The 17,492-nt window shown below is 38.5% G+C and carries 16 protein-coding genes; all 16 read left to right on the top strand.

Features of this window, described 5'->3' with window-relative positions; genetic code table 11:
* Positions 1 to 146: 146 nt before the first annotated feature.
* Positions 147 to 1,310 carry a class I SAM-dependent rRNA methyltransferase gene (locus NML75_RS01555; RefSeq protein WP_254733566.1) on the top strand — a complete coding sequence of 388 codons (1,164 nt, stop codon included), beginning with the start codon at positions 147 to 149 and terminating at the stop codon, positions 1,308 to 1,310.
* Positions 1,307 to 1,984 carry a type I 3-dehydroquinate dehydratase gene (gene aroD / locus NML75_RS01550; RefSeq protein ID WP_254733565.1) on the top strand — a complete coding sequence of 226 codons (678 nt, stop codon included), beginning with the start codon at positions 1,307 to 1,309 and terminating at the stop codon, positions 1,982 to 1,984. The genes NML75_RS01555 and aroD overlap by 4 nt, the downstream gene beginning before the upstream one ends.
* A complete protein-coding gene (locus tag NML75_RS01545) occupies positions 1,974 to 2,828 on the top strand; it encodes a shikimate dehydrogenase (RefSeq protein ID WP_254733564.1) in 855 nt (284 codons plus the stop codon). Before aroD ends, NML75_RS01545 begins: the two co-directional genes overlap by 11 nt.
* 18 nt (positions 2,829 to 2,846) lie before the next feature.
* A complete protein-coding gene (gene aroB, locus NML75_RS01540) occupies positions 2,847 to 3,914 on the top strand; it encodes a 3-dehydroquinate synthase (protein ID WP_254733563.1) in 1,068 nt (355 codons plus the stop codon).
* Positions 3,915 to 3,923: 9 nt separating this feature from the next.
* Positions 3,924 to 5,090 (top strand): chorismate synthase, encoded by a 1,167-nt coding sequence (gene aroC / locus NML75_RS01535; protein WP_254733562.1) that lies wholly within the window; start codon positions 3,924 to 3,926, stop codon positions 5,088 to 5,090.
* 9 nt (positions 5,091 to 5,099) lie between these two features.
* The gene (locus tag NML75_RS01530) at positions 5,100 to 6,203 is read left to right on the top strand and encodes a prephenate dehydrogenase (RefSeq protein WP_254733561.1); all 1,104 of its coding nucleotides are present in this window, start codon (positions 5,100 to 5,102) and stop codon (positions 6,201 to 6,203) included.
* An 11-nt stretch (positions 6,204 to 6,214) separates the two neighbouring features.
* Positions 6,215 to 6,553 carry a YlbF/YmcA family competence regulator gene (locus NML75_RS01525; RefSeq protein WP_254733560.1) on the top strand — a complete coding sequence of 113 codons (339 nt, stop codon included), beginning with the start codon at positions 6,215 to 6,217 and terminating at the stop codon, positions 6,551 to 6,553.
* 89 nt (positions 6,554 to 6,642) lie between these two features.
* Complete coding sequence (gene aroA / locus NML75_RS01520; protein ID WP_049494733.1) at positions 6,643 to 7,926, top strand: 3-phosphoshikimate 1-carboxyvinyltransferase; 1,284 nt, start codon at positions 6,643 to 6,645, stop codon at positions 7,924 to 7,926.
* Positions 7,919 to 8,395 (top strand): shikimate kinase, encoded by a 477-nt coding sequence (locus tag NML75_RS01515; RefSeq protein WP_049494736.1) that lies wholly within the window; start codon positions 7,919 to 7,921, stop codon positions 8,393 to 8,395. Before aroA ends, NML75_RS01515 begins: the two co-directional genes overlap by 8 nt.
* Entirely contained in the window at positions 8,392 to 9,240 is an 849-nt protein-coding gene (pheA, locus tag NML75_RS01510; protein ID WP_049494739.1) for a prephenate dehydratase, read from the top strand. The genes NML75_RS01515 and pheA overlap by 4 nt, the downstream gene beginning before the upstream one ends.
* Positions 9,237 to 10,556, top strand: coding sequence for an LCP family protein (locus tag NML75_RS01505; RefSeq protein ID WP_049494742.1), 1,320 nt, complete (start codon positions 9,237 to 9,239; stop codon positions 10,554 to 10,556). Before pheA ends, NML75_RS01505 begins: the two co-directional genes overlap by 4 nt.
* A 143-nt stretch (positions 10,557 to 10,699) precedes the next feature.
* Positions 10,700 to 11,545, top strand: a complete 846-nt coding sequence (locus NML75_RS01500) for a LicD family protein (protein WP_049494744.1) — start codon at positions 10,700 to 10,702, stop codon at positions 11,543 to 11,545.
* Positions 11,529 to 12,497 (top strand): glycosyltransferase family 2 protein, encoded by a 969-nt coding sequence (locus tag NML75_RS01495; RefSeq protein WP_004252251.1) that lies wholly within the window; start codon positions 11,529 to 11,531, stop codon positions 12,495 to 12,497. The genes NML75_RS01500 and NML75_RS01495 overlap by 17 nt, the downstream gene beginning before the upstream one ends.
* A 20-nt stretch (positions 12,498 to 12,517) precedes the next feature.
* Positions 12,518 to 14,674, top strand: coding sequence for a LicD family protein (locus NML75_RS01490; RefSeq protein ID WP_254733559.1), 2,157 nt, complete (start codon positions 12,518 to 12,520; stop codon positions 14,672 to 14,674).
* Positions 14,675 to 14,717: 43 nt separating this feature from the next.
* Positions 14,718 to 15,530, top strand: a complete 813-nt coding sequence (locus tag NML75_RS01485) for a LicD family protein (RefSeq protein ID WP_254733558.1) — start codon at positions 14,718 to 14,720, stop codon at positions 15,528 to 15,530.
* A 37-nt stretch (positions 15,531 to 15,567) separates the two neighbouring features.
* Positions 15,568 to 17,492, top strand: a 1,925-nt coding sequence (locus tag NML75_RS01480; RefSeq protein ID WP_254804000.1) for an MBL fold metallo-hydrolase, incomplete at its 3' end; no start/stop codon positions are given.

Below are 17,492 nucleotides of genomic sequence, written 5' to 3'. Positions count from 1 at the left end.
ATAGAATGAAATTTCTCAACACAAATGACCATTCTCATTTAGAAATCATCAAGCAGAAACGAAAAGTTTGGATAGTTCCTATGACATCAATGGAGAAATCACTTTCTACTTTGTGAATTTTCAACAAATTTGATATAATTGTATCTATGAATAAAGTATTCGTCAGTCGGCGTGTTGAAAAAAAACTCCACAAAGGTCAGGTTCTTTTGGAAGAAGTTGATTTTCCAGACTTATCTGAAATTGATCAGGAAGTTGAACTTTTCAGCCAACGCAAAGAATTTTTAGGGAAGGCTTATTTATCTCGTCAAAATAAGGGAATTGGTTGGTTTGTAACCAACCAGAACATTTCTTTTAAACAAACCTTCTTTGAAAGCTTGTTTGAAAAAGCCAAACAAAAACGTTCTTCCTACTATCAAGATGAGTTGACAACTGCCTTTCGTTTGTTTAATCAAGAAGGCGATGGATTTGGTGGAATGACGCTGGATCTCTATGGAGATTATGTTGTCTTTTCCTGGTATAACTCCTATATCTATGGAATTCGCCAAGAGATTATAGCAGCCTTTAATCAAGTTTTTCCAGAAGTCTTAGGTGCCTATGAAAAGATTCGCTTTAAAGGTCTAGACTATGAGTCTGCTCATATCTATGGTCAAGAAGCAGCTGAATATTTCACTGTTCTCGAGAATGGAGTCTTGTACCAAGTCTTTATGAATGACGGCCTTATGACAGGGATTTTCTTGGATCAGCATGAAGTTCGTGGGAGCTTAGTTGATGGTTTAGCAATGGGGAAATCCTTACTCAATATGTTTTCCTACACAGCAGCTTTCTCAGTTGCTGCAGCCATGGGGGGAGCTAGTGAAACGACTTCTGTGGATTTGGCCAAGCGTTCAAGAGAATTATCAGAAGCTCATTTTCATGCCAACGGTTTGAGTCTAGACAATCATCGACTGCTTGTCATGGATGTCTTTGAATACTTTAAATATGCTAAAAGAAAAGGTTTAAGTTATGACGTGATTGTTCTGGATCCGCCTAGCTTTGCCCGAAATAAAAAACAAACCTTCTCTGTAGCTAAGGATTATCACAAGTTGATTTCCCAAAGCCTAGAGATTTTAAACCCAGGTGGAATCATTATTGCTAGTACCAATGCTGCTAATGTTTCTCGTCAAAAATTCACAGAACAAATCAACAAAGGATTTGCAGGTAGAAAGTATCAGGTCCTTCATAAATATGGACTTCCAGCAGACTTTGTCTACAATGAAAAAGATGAAAGTAGTAATTACCTCAAAGTGATTACCATGAAGGTTAGTAAATGAAATTAATTGTTTCTGTCATGCCAAGAAGTATAGAAGAGGCTCAGGCTATTGATGTTATGCGGTATCATGATGCAGATATCATTGAGTGGAGAGCAGACTTCTTACCCAAGGAAGCTATCTTGCAGGTAGCGCCAGCTATTTTTGAAAAATTTGCAGGTCGTGAGCTTGTTTTTACTTTACGTACTCGTGCCGAGGGTGGTCAAATTGAGCTCTCTTCAGAAGAGTATGTTCAAATTATCAAGGAAGTGGCACAGCTTTATCAACCAGATTATATTGATTTTGAATATTTTAGCTACAAGGATATTTTTGATCAGATGTTGGACTTTCCAAATCTCGTCTTGAGCTACCATAACTTCCAAGAGACACCTGAAAATCTAATGGAAATATTGTCTGAGTTAACAAGTTTAAATCCTAAAGTTGTGAAAATAGCTGTTATGGCTAATACAGAACAGGATGTGTTGGATCTGATGAACTTTACACGTGGCTTTAAAACACTGAATCCTGAACAAGAATATGTAACGATTTCTATGGGAAAAGTGGGCAAGGTCTCTCGTATTACTTCAGATGTGACTGGTTCTAGTTGGTCTTTTGCAAGTCTAGATGAAGCTAGTGCTCCAGGACAAATTTCACTATCTAGGATGAAAAAAATTAGGGAGCTTCTAAATGAAGATTGATGGCTACACACGTATAGCAGCTGTAGTCGCAAATCCTATCAAACACTCCATTTCTCCCTTTATTCACAATAGCGCTTTTGAAGCAACCAATACCAATGGTGTTTATCTTGCTTGGGAAGTAGATGAGGCTGAACTAGCAGAAACAGTTGCTAATATTCGTCGCTACCAGATGTATGGAATCAATCTTTCCATGCCTTACAAGGAACAAGTGATTCCTTATCTGGACCAGTTGAGCGAAGAGGCTTGTTTAATTGGTGCAGTTAACACAGTTGTGAATCTAGAAGGAACATTAATTGGATATAACACAGATGGCAAGGGATTCTTTAAGAGCTTGCCTTCTTTTAAAATATCAAGGAAAAGACTGGTTTTGTTAGGAGCAGGCGGTGCAGCCAAGGCAATTTTGGCACAGGCAATCTTGGATGGAGTGAGTCAGATTTCTGTCTTTGTTCGTTCTTCATCCATGGAAAAAACAAGACCTTACTTAGAAAAAATACAGAATACGACTGGATTTAGAGTAGATTTATTGGCATTAGAGGATGTTCAAGAGCTTCAAGACAGCATCACTCAAGCCGACCTCTTGGTTAATGCTACTAGTGTGGGCATGGATGGATTCTCTCAGCCAATCCCGACCAGCATCGTTTTACCAGAGAAACTCTTGGTAGCAGATGTGATTTATCAACCTTTTGAAACACCGTTTTTAAAATGGGCAAGAAACCAGGGAAATCAATCTATCAATGGCCTTGGCATGCTACTTTACCAAGCTGCTGAAGCTTTTGAGTTATGGACAGGCAAGGAAATGCCAACAGATCAAATCTGGGAATCACTAAAACAAAAGTACCAATAAAGAAAAAGGAGACCTGCTATGAAAATTAGAATAGACCTTCCACATCATCCTTACGATATTCAGATTGAAAAAGGATGCCTGTCTCAAGCAGGAAAATGGTTGCGTGAACTTTGGCAACCACAAAAGATTGTTATCATAACGGATAACCGTGTGGCTTCACTCTATGCAGAAAAGGTTAAATTGAGTTTGGAGGATGCTGGCTTTCAAGTGGCAGTTTTTGACTTTTTAGAGGGCGAAGAACGAAAAAATTTGACTATAGTTCAAAAAGTCTATGAATTTTTAGTTAAGCAAGGTTTAACTCGTAGTGATGGCATCGTTGCCCTCGGCGGTGGTGTAGTTGGTGATTTGGCTGGTTTTGTGGCTTCAACCTACATGCGAGGAATTCATTTCGTTCAAATTCCAACTAGTTTGACTGCCCAGGTTGATTCCTCTATCGGTGGAAAAACTGGAGTTAACACCCCTTTTGCCAAGAATATGGTGGGGACTTTTGCTCAGCCGGATGGTGTTTTGATTGACCCAACTGTTCTTGAGACCTTGGGTAAGAGAGAGTTGATTGAAGGAATGGGTGAAGTCATCAAGTATGGCCTGATCGAAGATCCTGAGCTTTGGGACCTTTTATCTAAAATGGATGGTTCTATGGAAAGCATTTTGGAATATTCCGAGAGTTTGATTGAGCATTCTTGCCAGGTGAAGCGCAAGATGGTGGTTGAGGATGAGTTGGATAATGGCATTCGTTTATATCTCAACTTTGGTCACACAATTGGCCATGCCATCGAAGCAACTGCTGGTTACGGAAAAGTCATGCACGGTGAGGCAGTAGCTATGGGAATGGTTCAGGTCTCTAAGGTAGCAGAAGAAAAAGGCCTCATGCCAGTGGGAATAACCCAGTCTATCCGAGAGATGTGTCAGAAATTTGGTCTTCCTGTTGATTATGAAAACTGGGATGTTGACAAGCTCTATCAGGCTTTGACTCATGACAAAAAAGCGCGTGGAAACACTATGAAGTTAGTTTTGGTACCAGAGCTTGGTTCAGCTACTATTCACGCCGTCTCACTCGAAGAAATGAAAGATTACTTGGTAAAATAAGGAGAATGTATGAGATATTTAACAGCAGGAGAATCACATGGTCCTCGTCTGACAGCAATTATTGAAGGAATTCCAGCAGGACTGCCTTTGACTGCAGAAGATATCAATGAGGATCTCAAACGTCGCCAAGGCGGTTACGGTCGTGGTGGACGTATGAAGATTGAAAGTGACCAAGTTGTCTTTACTTCTGGTGTTCGCCACGGTAAGACGACAGGGGCACCTATTACCATGGATGTCATTAATAAAGACCACCAAAAATGGCTGGATATCATGTCTGTCGAGGATATTGAGGATAAACTTAAAAGCAAACGAAAAATCACTCATCCTCGCCCAGGTCACGCAGATTTAGTTGGCGGGATTAAATACCGTTTTGATGATTTGCGAAATTCTTTGGAACGTTCATCTGCCCGTGAAACAACTATGCGGGTTGCAGTTGGAGCAGTAGCCAAGCGGCTTTTAGCTGAGCTTGATATTGAAATTGCCAACCATGTTGTTATCTTCGGTGGTAAGGAAATCAATGTTCCAGATAACTTAACAGTCGCAGAGATTAAGAAACTGGCTGCCCAGTCTGAAGTTTCTATCGTCAACCAAGAACGTGAGCAGGAGATTAAGGACTATATTGACCAGATTAAGCGAGATGGGGATACCATCGGAGGTGTTGTGGAAACAGTTGTCGGAGGTGTTCCGGTTGGTCTTGGTTCTTATGTCCAATGGGATCGTAAACTAGATGCAAGGCTAGCTCATGCTGTTGTTTCTATCAATGCCTTTAAGGGTGTGGAGTTTGGTCTTGGTTTTAAAGCAGGCCATCTTAAGGGTAGCCAAGTCATGGATGAAATCCTCTGGTCATCAGAAGATGGGTATACCCGTCGGACCAATAATCTCGGTGGTTTCGAAGGTGGTATGACCAATGGTCAGCCCATTGTCGTTCGAGGTGTTATGAAACCCATTCCAACCCTATATAAACCATTGATGAGTGTCGATATTGAAACTCATGAGCCTTATAAAGCAACAGTAGAGAGAAGTGATCCTACTGCTCTTCCAGCAGCAGGTGTTGTTATGGAAGCAGTCGTAGCAACAGTGTTGGCTCAAGAAATCTTAGAGAAATTTTCATCTGATAATCTAGAAGAATTAAAAGAAGCTGTTGCGAAACATCGGGAGTATACAAAGAATTATTAAGGAGTTCTTATGGCAAAAACCATCTATATCGCAGGCCTTGGTTTGATTGGTGCTTCCATGGCACTCGGAATCAAGCGGGATCATCCTGATTATGAAATTTTAGGATACAATCGTAGTCAAGCGTCTAGAGATATTGCCTTGGAGCGAGGGATGATTGATCGTGCGACGGATGATTTTGCCAGTTTTGCTCCACTTGCAGACGTCATCATTCTTACCCTGCCAATCAAGCAAACTATTGCCTTTATTAAGGAATTGGCCAACTTGGACTTGAAAGATGGTGTCATTATTTCTGATGCTGGATCGACCAAGTCAGCTATCGTGGGTACAGCTGAGAAGTGTTTTGCTGATAAGTCTGTTCGCTTTGTGGGGGCCCATCCCATGGCAGGAAGTCACAAGACAGGAGCTGCCTCTGCCGATGTCAACCTCTTTGAAAATGCCTATTATATCTTCACGCCATCTAGTCTGACAACTCCGGATACGCTCGAAGAAATGAGAGACTTGCTGTCAGGTCTTCATGCTCGTTTCATTGAAATCGATGCTGAAGAGCATGACCGAGTGACTTCTCAGATTAGCCATTTTCCGCATATCTTAGCATCAGGCCTGATGGAACAAACTGCAAGTTATGCTGAAGAGCATGAAATGGCGCGGCGCTTTGCGGCCGGTGGATTTCGAGATATGACTCGGATTGCCGAAAGTGAGCCTGGTATGTGGACTTCTATCCTCTTATCAAATAGAGAGACTATTATTGAACGCATCGAGGATTTCAAGGGCCGTTTGGACGAGATTGGACAAGCTATCAGTAAGGGTGATGAAAACCAAATATGGAGATTTTTCAATCAAGCGCGTGAGCAACGTCAGGCTATGGAAATCCATAAACGCGGAGGAGTAGATAGCTCATTTGACCTTTATGTAGATGTTCCCGATGAGGAAGATGTTATTTTACGCATCTTGGAATTGCTACGTGGAACTTCTTTGGTCAATATCCATATCAATGAGGAAAACCGTGAGGATGTTCACGGGATTCTGCAAATTTCCTTTAAGAATGCTCAGGATTTAAAACGTGCTGAGCAAGTCATTACAGAAAATACAGACTACACAGTCGTTATTAAATAAGGAGGACAATTATGTCAAATATTTATGATAGTGCAAATGCACTAAGTCGTGGACTACGCGAATTGCCTGAATACAAGGCAGTTAAAGAAGCTAGAGATGCCATCCAAGCGGATGCAGAAGCTAGTAAGATTTTTGCGGATTACATTGCCTTTCAGCATGAAATCCAAGTCATGGCGCAAACTGGTCAAATTCCAGATGCTTCTTTCCAAGAAAAAATGGAAAGTTTTGGCAAGCAGATTCAAGGTAACTCTCTCTTGTCAGAATTCTTTGCCAAACAGCAACAACTTTCTATCTATCTTTCTGATATTGAAAAAATTGTCTTTGAACCAATTTCAGAACTTTTAAAATAAGAATTTACCTCATAAAGTCAGGAATTTTTAAGAAATTTCTGACTTTTTATGATAAAATAAGAAAAAGTATTGTCAGTATGAGGGCCGGTATGAAATTAAAAACAAACATTAAGCAGTTAAATGGTAGTATTCGCGTACCTGGGGATAAGTCCATCAGTCATCGCTCTATCATTTTTGGAAGCTTGGCTGAGGGTGAGACTAAAGTTTATGATATCTTGCGTGGTGAAGATGTCTTGTCAACCATGCAGGTATTTCGTGACTTCGGCGTTGAGATTGAGGACAAGGACGGTGTCATTACCATTCAAGGTGTTGGGATGGATGGTTTGAAAGCTCCTCAGAATGCTCTAGATATGGGAAATTCTGGGACCTCTATTCGTTTAATTTCAGGTGTCCTTGCTGGTGCAGACTTTGAAGTAGAGATGTTTGGAGACGATAGTCTTTCCAAGCGCCCTATGGATCGTGTAACTCTTCCCTTGAAAAAGATGGGAGTTAGTATTTCTGGTCATACAGAGCGAGACTTGCCACCGTTGCACTTAAAGGGAACGAAAAACTTAAGACCTATTCAATACGAATTGCCAATCGCTTCTGCCCAAGTCAAGTCTGCCTTGATTTTTGCAGCTTTGCAGGTTCAAGGTCAGTCAGTCATCATTGAAAAGGAGTGCACTCGTAACCACACGGAAGATATGTTACGTCAATTTGGTGGGGAGTTAAGTGTCGATGGAAAGAAAATCACTGTTCAAGGACCACAGAAACTTAGTGGACAAACGGTTGTCGTGCCAGGAGATATTTCTAGTGCAGCCTTTTGGTTGGTAGCAGGTTTGATTGTGCCAAATTCTCGAGTGGTACTTAAGAATGTCGGTATTAATGAAACACGTACAGGTGTTATCGATGTTATCCGTGCTATGGGCGGGAAATTAGAGATTACTGATATGGATCCAATTGCCAAATCTGCAACCTTGACTGTTGAAACTTCAGATTTGAAGGGAACAGAGATTGGCGGAGCCTTGATTCCACGTTTAATTGATGAATTGCCGATTATCGCGCTCCTTGCTACCCAAGCTCAAGGTCAAACAGTTATCAAAGATGCAGAAGAACTCAAGGTTAAAGAAACGGATCGCATTCAAGTTGTCGCAGATGCTTTAAATAGCATGGGAGCAACTATTACTCCTACAGCAGACGGCATGATTATCAAAGGGAAATCTACCCTCTATGGAGCCAAAGTCAACACCTTTGGAGACCATCGAATCGGCATGATGACAGCCATTGCAGCTCTCTTGGTTGCAGATGGAGAAGTTGAATTGGATCGAGCTGAAGCTATTAACACAAGCTACCCAAGCTTCTTTGATGATTTGGAGACTTTGATTCATGGCTAAGGTTTTACTAGGTTTTATGGGTTCAGGAAAAACTACTATTGCTAGACAGCTGGATTCTGACTTCGTAGATATGGATGCCTTGCTGGAAGGCCGACTGGGGATGCCGATTGCTCGTTTCTTTGAAGAAAAAGGAGAGGCTGCCTTCCGCCAACTAGAAGAAGAAGTCCTAGCTGACTTGCTAAAGACAGATAAAGTTATTTCTACAGGCGGAGGGATTGTCATTTCTCCACGTAATCGTGCCTTGCTCAAACAAAATCCAGACAACATCTACCTTAAAGCAGATTTTGAGACCCTGTACCAGCGAATTTCAGCCGATGAGGATAATCAACGCCCACTATTTTTAAAGAATAGCAAGGAAGATTTGGCTGTGATTTTTAACGAAAGACAGGCTTGGTATGAGGAAGTGGCTAGTCAGATTGTAGATGTATCAAGTTTAAACCCAGATGAAATTATAGAGGAACTGAGATGAAAATTGCCTATCTAGGTCCCAAAGGATCTTTTTCGCACCATGTGGTGCAAACGGCTTTTCCTCATGAGGAACTAGAGTCTTTTTCAAATATTACAGACGTTATCAAGGCTTTCGAACAGGGCTTAGTAGACTATTCAGTAGTGCCAGTTGAAAATTCCATTGAAGGTAGTGTTCATGAAACCTTGGACTATCTTTTTCATCAAGCTCGTATTCAGGCTGTGGCGGAGATTGTGCAGCCAATTCATCAACAGTTGATGGCAGTGCCAGGGCAAGTTAAAATTGAGAAAATCTTTTCTCACCCACAAGCTTTGGCGCAGGGAAAGAAATTTATCGATGAGCATTATCCAGACGCTCAACTGGAGGTCACTGCCAGTACAGCCTACGCTGCGCGCTATGTTTCCGAGCATCCAGATCAGCCTTTTGCGGCCATTGCCCCCAAAAGTTCGGCTGGAGAATATGGTTTGGAATTAATTGCTCAAGATATTCAAGAGATGGAAGCCAATTTCACTCGCTTTTGGGTGTTAGGTCCCAAGGAACCGCAAATGCCCTTGAATGCAAATGCTAAGAAAATGAGTCTAGCATTGACCTTGCCAGACAATCTTCCAGGAGCTTTATATAAGGCGCTTTCTACCTTTGCTTGGCGCGGGATTGACCTAACTAAGATTGAGAGTCGCCCCCTAAAAACAGCACTAGGTGAGTACTTTTTTATCATTGATGTGGACTATACTGATAAAGAATTGGTCCATTTTGCTCAAAAAGAATTAGAAACGATTGGGATCCACTATAAAGTACTAGGAGCTTACCCTATCTACACCATACAGGATAAAGGGAAGGAGAAGGAATGACTAGAGAAAATCCTCTGACACACCATGAGAAACTACGTTACGACTATCTATTAAAAAACATCCACTATCTAAATGATAAAGAAAAGAGAGAGTTTGCTTTTTTACAAGCTAAGCTGGATGGTCAACAAGAAGCTCGTTCAGTTGTCGTAGAAGAAGCAGAAAGCCAAGACTATACAGAACCTAACACAGGGCTTCCAAGTTATACTAATCGCAGTCGAGCTAGTCGACGTACTAGTCTACCGCAACCAAAAGCTAAGATTCCTAAGCAGAAGAAACCAAAGAAAAAAAGAGTCTTTCGCTTTAAACGCATACTTGCTTGGTTAGGAATGCTGTTGCTTTGTGCTGCAGTAGGAATGATTTTCATGTTCTTGAAAGGTTTCCAGTCAGCCAATCCGAATGGCTCAAGCGGGTCGAAAGATGCCAAGGCTGCCCAAGTTGAAGTTTTCAATGGACAGGATACAAGAGATGGTGTCAATATTCTTATTTTAGGGACAGACGGCCGTATTGGACAGAATAGTGCAGAAACACGGACAGATTCTATTATGGTTCTGAATGTAAGTGGTAAAGATAAAAAACTTAAGCTTGTAAGTTTTATGCGAGATAACCTAGTTTATATTGATGGTTATAGCCAAGTTATTAACGGACAAAAACAAACTGACCACAAGTTGAACTTAGCCTACGAATTGGGGGAACAAGAAGGAAAACAAGGGGCTGAAATGGTACGTAAGGTCCTTAAAGATAATTTTAACCTAGATATCAAATACTATGCTCTTGTAGATTTCCAAGCCTTTGCGACTGCCATTGATACCCTTTTCCCTGATGGTGTGACTATTGATGCTCAATTTTCAACTCTAAATGGTGTTCCAGTTACAGAAGCTACAGTCGGTGATGACTTGCATGCGACAGAAACCGAGTCACCAACACAAACTATTAAAGTCGGAACACAACAAATGAATGGTTCTACTCTTCTCAACTATGCACGTTTCCGCGATGATGATGAAGGGGACTATGGCCGTACTCGTAGACAGCAACAAGTCATGACTGCTGTTTTACAGCAAATTAAAGATCCTACAAAACTTTTCACAGGTTCAGAAGCACTTGGTAAAGTATTCGCCATGACATCGACAAACCTTCCTTATACTTTCTTATTAACCAACGGTTTATCCGTCCTCGAAGGAGGTCAGAACGGTATTGAAAGACTAACAGTACCGGAACTTGGAGACTGGGTAGATGACTATGATGTTTATGGAGGTCTAGCACTTCGAGTGGATCAAAAAGCCTACCAGAATAAGCTAGCCCAAATGGGATTCAGATAAAAAAATTAATTAAAATCAAAGCTTGAGACATCTAACTAAATGGGTGTCTCAGGCTTTGATTTTTCACATGGTTAGATGGATTTTTTGACCATTTTTATGGTATAATGAAATGATGTAATTCTATAGAAGAGGATGAGAATGAGATGAGTGATTTAAAGGCAATTCAAGCCCGTAGCTTAGAGATGGCTGAATATTTTGTCGCCTTTTGTAAAGAGCATGGCTTGCTCTGTTATTTGTGTGGCGGAGGAGCAATTGGAGCTTTACGAAATAAAGGTTTCATCCCTTGGGATGATGATTTGGACTTCTTTATGCCACGAAAGGACTATGAAAAACTAGCAGAATTATGGCCTCAATATGCGGATGAGCGTTACTTCTTATCAAAGAGTTCTAAAGACTATGTAGACCGTAACCTCTTTATCACCATTCGTGATAAGGAGACGACTTGTATCAAGCCTTATCAACAAGATTTGGATCTTCCCCACGGCTTGGCTTTGGATGTTCTTCCCTTGGACTATTACCCTAAAAATCCAGCAGAGCGTAAGAAACAGGTCCGCTGGGCTTTGATTTATTCTCTATTTTGTGCACAAACCATTCCAGAAAAACATGGAGCTATCATGAAGTGGGGTAGTACCATTTTACTAGGGTTGACTCCTAAATCGCTTCGCTATCGTATCTGGAAAAAGGCTGAGAAAGAAATGACCAAGTATGGACCAGCCGAAAGTGATGGCATTACAGAATTATGTTCAGGGCCAGGATACATGAAGAAAAAGTATCCAATTCAGGCCTTTGAAGACAACATCTTCCTACCTTTCGAAGGAACAGAAATGCCTATTCCGGTTGGTTATGACGCTTATCTTAGCACAGTTTTTGGTGACTATATGACACCACCGCCTGCAGACAAGCAAGTACCTCACCACGATGCCGTAATAGCAGATATGGATAAGAGCTATACAGAATATAAGGGAGAATACAATGCAAGAAAAAATTAGTATCATTGTTCCTGTATACAACGTAGAAAATTATCTTGAACGATGTGTTGAGTCGATTTTAAAGCAGACTTATACCAATTTTGAATTGCTTCTTATTAATGATGGTTCGACAGACCAGAGTGGGGACTTGTGTGATCAGCTGGCTTCTAAAAATGAGAATATCAAGGTTTTTCATCTTGAGAATGCTGGAGTCTCCAATGCTAGAAATGTAGGTATTCAAAACTCAACCGGAGAATGGATAACTTTTGTTGATAGTGATGATTTTATTACGCCAGATTATTTGGAAACTTTGATAAGCGCAGTAAGAACAGATATTTCTGTTGGTTTCTCAGTTGCTCGTTTGCATCATGTAAAAAATGGACAAGTGACAGATTTGCCTGATTTTTCAGGTCAAGAGTCAGTATGGTCTGCTGAGCAAACCATGAAAGAACTATTGATGACTGCTCGAACTTCTTTTTTCCCTGTTGCAAAATTATTTAAAAAGGAATTAATTGAAGATTTTAAATTTAGTACAGATTATCATTTAGCAGAAGATGCTCTATTCTTAACAGAAGTTTTGCTTGAAACAAAATGTAATAGTGTTTTTATAGATAAACCAATATACTATTATGATCATAGAGAGGGAAGTGCAACTACATCTGTGAATAATCATGTTTTTGATACTATAGAAGTATATAAAATCATTATTCCTAAAGTTTATCAATGTTTCCCTCAATTAAAACCCGAATTAGTAAATAGAGAATCTTGGTCTTATATTACAGTCTACGATAAAATAATCTTCACAGATTCGACAGAATATAAAAAAGAGAAAACTCAATTGAGAAAGTGGATATTTAGTCATACCTCACAAATATTGAGAGATCCTTATTTTACTAGTTTTCGGAAAATAGCCATTTTGTCACTAAGAATTTCTCCATGGATTTATAGACAAATTGTAGGCTTGAATAAATAATGTTATTAAAGGAGTTGAAGATGAATTTTTCAAAAACGAATGAATGCTTTGAAAAATCAAAACTGTGGATTTCTTATCTTTTTATTTTCATTTCGATTTTAAGTATGAGTTCGCTAATTTATAAAGTAACCAATCCGATTTATAAGGGACTTTCAGCAGTTGTTGTTCTGTCAATTTGTTTAACTTTATTTTTTAATTGGAAACGAATAGAGATAGATAAGAAGTTTCTTACCCTATTTGGTCTTTTAGTGGGCAGTCACTTTTTATCAGCGCTCATTAATAGATCTGGACACCTGCTCGGAAATATGGTTGAAATTTTCTTTATGCTGGCTTATGTTTTATTATTTACCATGGTAAAACCTAATCAGCTAAGGAAGTTGTTAGGTATGATTGCAGGAACCATACAGATTGTCTCATTTGCTTCGGCTATATTTGCTTTTGCTTTATTACTTTCAAGAGTTTTAATTCTATTTCAGATTGGAGAGAACTCTTATTATTACGGAGTAATGAATGGCCGATTATGGGGACTTGTTAACCCTAACGCCAGTGCGATTTTCTCATACATTAGTATAGTTTTTGCTATGTATTTAATACATAAGGGAAGTAAATACTCTGTTTATTTTAAAATTAATAATATCATTCAGTTAGTTTATTTTGCAACTATGCAGAGTAGGGGCGCACTTTTATCAGTTCTTCTAATGCTAGTATTCTATTGTGTTTTTGTCGCTAGGGGAAAATTTGCCAAAAAATGGCTAACTTTTCTAGTAGCTAGTATCTTATTAATAGGTAGCAATATTGGTATTAGTTATTTAACATCGGTATATATTTCAGCGGCCAAGGCAACTGTAATTGACTTAAATAAAGGTGAATCTTATTCTGAAACTGATTCGGATGTTGCTAAGAAAAATGGGGAGCTTCACTTGATTGAAACAACTCCAAGTGGACGTACATATATTTGGAAAAATGCAATCAAAATGGGACGTGCAAAACCTCTATTTGGTTATGGTGTTCGAAACGTATCAGATTATTACACAAAATATTTTAGTAAATTTGAAATTAAAAACTCACTTATTGGAGGTAATTTCCACAATATCTTTGTTACCATTTTTGTGAGTTCCGGATTCTTGGGCCTCTTTTCTTTCATACTTATCATTGTTTATGTAGGTTTCCGCTTTGTTTCTTACTTGATTAAATCCAAGAAAAATACTGAAAAACTGATTATGACTCTATTCTTTGGAATTTTATTTGGTCAGTTGTTTGAGAGCCAAATTATGTATTCAACCAACTTCATCAACATCATTTTTTGGTTAGTTGTGGGATATGGTCTAATGATCTGTGAAAAAGAAAAAAATATTCGTTACAAAGAAGTAACTGATATTTCTGAAATTCAACAAATGGAGTTAGGAATCATGGAGTATATCCATGAAGTGTGTCATAAAATTGGTGTCAAATACTTCTTGTCCTATGGTAGTTTAATTGGTGCAGTTCGTCATAAAGGCTTTATTCCTTGGGACGATGACATGGATATTTGTATGCTTCGTGATGATTATGAAAAGCTGCAAGATTATATGATTGCACATCCAGACGAGCGCTATGAATTAATGTCTTATAAAAATAATGTCAATTATGTCTATCCATTTATGAAAGTTCAAGACAATCACACCTATTTGGTTGAAGAAGATGTTCGAATTGATTCAGATATGGGGATTTATGTTGATATTTTCCCCGTAGATGGTTATGAAGATGATCAGGCATTTAAGGACAAGATGACCAAGATTATTAAAAAGCGTCAATTAAGTTGTTACACTTTTAAAGGAATTACCAATACTAAAAGTGTAGTAAATTCAATTATCCGCTATATTTCTGTTATTATCTTTTATTTCACTAACACAAATAAGTATGTTTCCCAGATTGATGAATTGGCTAAATCTAGAAAAGTAGAAGATTATGAATTGGTGGACTATGTTGTCTATAAAGATATGAATAAGCCCGTTTGGAAACGTGAGTGGTTAGAACAAGTTGAAGCTGGTAGCTTTGAAGGTAAGAAATTTATGATTCCAAAACATCATCATGAAGTTTTAACTTCAGATTATGGAAATTATATGCAGTTACCACCAGTTGAGCAACAAGTTTCGCATCATGACTTCAAATTGTGGAAGATTACTGAAAACCAATAGATTATTATTTAAACTAAGAAGTAGAGATTAGGAGCGATAAATAATGTCTGAAAAAATCTTAAGCCTTGAAGAAATCAAGCAAATTGAGCTTGGAATTCTAGAATACTTACACCAAGTTTGTGAAAAACATGATATCAAATATTTTATCGATTTTGGCACTTTATTAGGTGCAGTTCGTCATAAAGGTTTTATTCCTTGGGATGATGATACAGACATTTCTTTAGCTAGAGATGAATTTGAAAAGTTATATGCAGTTCTAAAAAATGATAACCACCCATACTATAAGCTGATTTCTTTTAGAGAAACCAAGGGATATCCATATAGTTATATGCGAGTTTACGATATTCGAACACGGAGAGATTCGAATCTTTTAGATTCAAGTGTTGTTCTTGGAACTTGTGTAGATGTCTTCCCGTATGATGGTCTTGTTACAGATGAACAAGATCGTAAGAAAATGAAGCTCTATAAGCATTTAATTCGTCTATCGTCGTTAAACTTTAAGGGAATTAAATATGAAAACGGAGGAATTAAAAATCTTCCTCGTTATATTGCATCAGCAATATTTAGATTTACTTCTCCTCAATTATGGAATCAAAAACTTGAACAACTTGCATTAAAATACAGTGTTGAAAATTCTACAGACTTAGTTTGTTCAACTTATGACTCTTACTATCCAGCTGGTATTAAAAAAGAATGGTTGTATGATACAATTGATATGCCGTATGAAAATCTAATTCTAAAAGTACCAAGAAGATACCATGAGATTCTTGTCTATGAGTTTGGTGAAGATTATATGACCCCACCCCCTGTTGACCAACAGACACCAGGGAATGAAAACAATTATTGGATTGATTAATTAAAGAGTATATAAAAAAGAGAAAGTTGAATGCCTTATGAAAACTATGAAAAAATCAATATTACTTAGTGCCTTGATCTTATCGACATCAATAATTCAAGCACAAACAGTGAATGCAGATACTATTTCAACAGGTTCAGGGAATCGTATCCACTTTATCAATACAAAAGCTAACTCTGGAAGTGATGCTATTTTACTAGAAAGTAATGGCCACTATGCTTTGATTGATATGGGAGAGGATTATGATTTTCCGGATGGAACGGATACACGTTATCCAAATCGATGGGGAATTTCTATTAACAATTATCAAGTTTTGGAAGATCGGTTGATTCGCCACCTTGATCAATTAGGTGTCAAGAAATTAGATTTTATATTAGGAACTCATGTTCATAGCGACCATATAGGTGGAGCAGATGAAATTCTTAATCGCTATCAAGTCGATAAATTCTATTTGAAAAAATATTCGGATCAACGAATTACAAGTACTTGGGGATTGTGGGATAACCTCTTCAATTATGATAATGCTCTTCGTGCTGCACAGAATAAGGGAGTTACACTTATTCAAGACATAAAAGATGAAGATAGCAAGTTCAAATTTGGGGACATGGATATTCAGCTTTATAATTATAAAAATGAATATGATTCTGATGGGAACTTAAAAAGAGTTCTTGATGATAATTCCAATTCAATTGTTGCAGTAGTAACTGTAGCAGGAAAAAGAATTTATCTTGGTGGTGATTTGGATAATGCTGAGGGAGCTGAAGATAAATTAGGGCCTGTTATTGGAAAAGTAGATATGATGAAATGGAATCACCACTACGATGCTAAGGTTTCTAATACAATTGGTTTCATTGATCACCTTTCTCCTAGTATGATTATCCAAACAACTGGAGGAGATATTAACCTCGCTTCAACGAGAGACTATCTAAAAAATAAAAATATTCAAGTGATTCATGCATCAAGTAAAACTCAGGATGCAACTGTATTTGATATTAGTGATAAAGGTTTTACAAATGTTTCAGGAGATTTTCCGAATATTCCTAATGTTGATGAGAAATGGTATCAAGAAGATGGTTACTGGAAGTATCGTTTAAAAGATGGTCAGATGGCTATCGGTTGGCAAGATATTGCTGGTGCTACATATTTCTTTAACGGAAAAGGTCAAATGCAGAGTGGTCGTTGGCTCCGTATCACTGACGAATGGAATGGAGAACCAAAATTTAATGACTACTATCTAAACAATGATGGTAAAATGCAGACGGGTGGTTGGTTCTATCATGATAATACTTGGTACTACATCCAGTCAAACGGTGCAAGACGTTACAATGAACTAGCTGAAATTGGTGGTCAAAAATACCTCTTTGATAAGGATGGTAAAATGCTGACTGGCTTACAAGTATTTAATGGTAAAAAGCTGTTGTTTGCAAGTAGTGGAGCTTTAGAGACAGATGAGACAGGATCTGGTTGGAAAAAAATTGAATCAAACTGGTACTACTTTGATGAAGAAGGAAAACAAATAGTTGGTAAAAAAGAAATCAATGGAGTAACCTACTACTTTGATAATAAGGGAGTTATGCAAACAGGTTGGACCTTGATTGAAGGGCATTGGAACTATTTTGCAAGTTCTGGTGCAATGAAAACAGGCTGGATCAAGGATAAAGATACTTGGTATTACTTGGATAAAGAAGGAATCATGCTAACAGGCCTTCAAGAGATCGAAGGTACTCGTTATTATCTAAATGCAAGTGGAGCCATGCAAACAGGTTGGAAATGGTTTGATAATCATTATAGCTACTTCACAAGCAGTGGAGCGATGAAAACAGGTTGGCTCAAAGAAAATGGACTTTGGTACTATCTAGATAAAGAAGGTATCATGCAAACAGGCCTCCAAGAAATCGAAGGAACTCGCTATTATCTAAATGCAAGTGGAGCTATGCAAACGGGCTGGAAGTGGTTCGATGA

The sequence above is a fragment of the Streptococcus sp. CF4-3 genome, assembly GCF_024295385.1.
In the GTDB taxonomy this organism is placed as follows: domain Bacteria; phylum Bacillota; class Bacilli; order Lactobacillales; family Streptococcaceae; genus Streptococcus; species Streptococcus infantis_I.
This window is presented reverse-complemented; position numbering and strand designations above follow the sequence as displayed.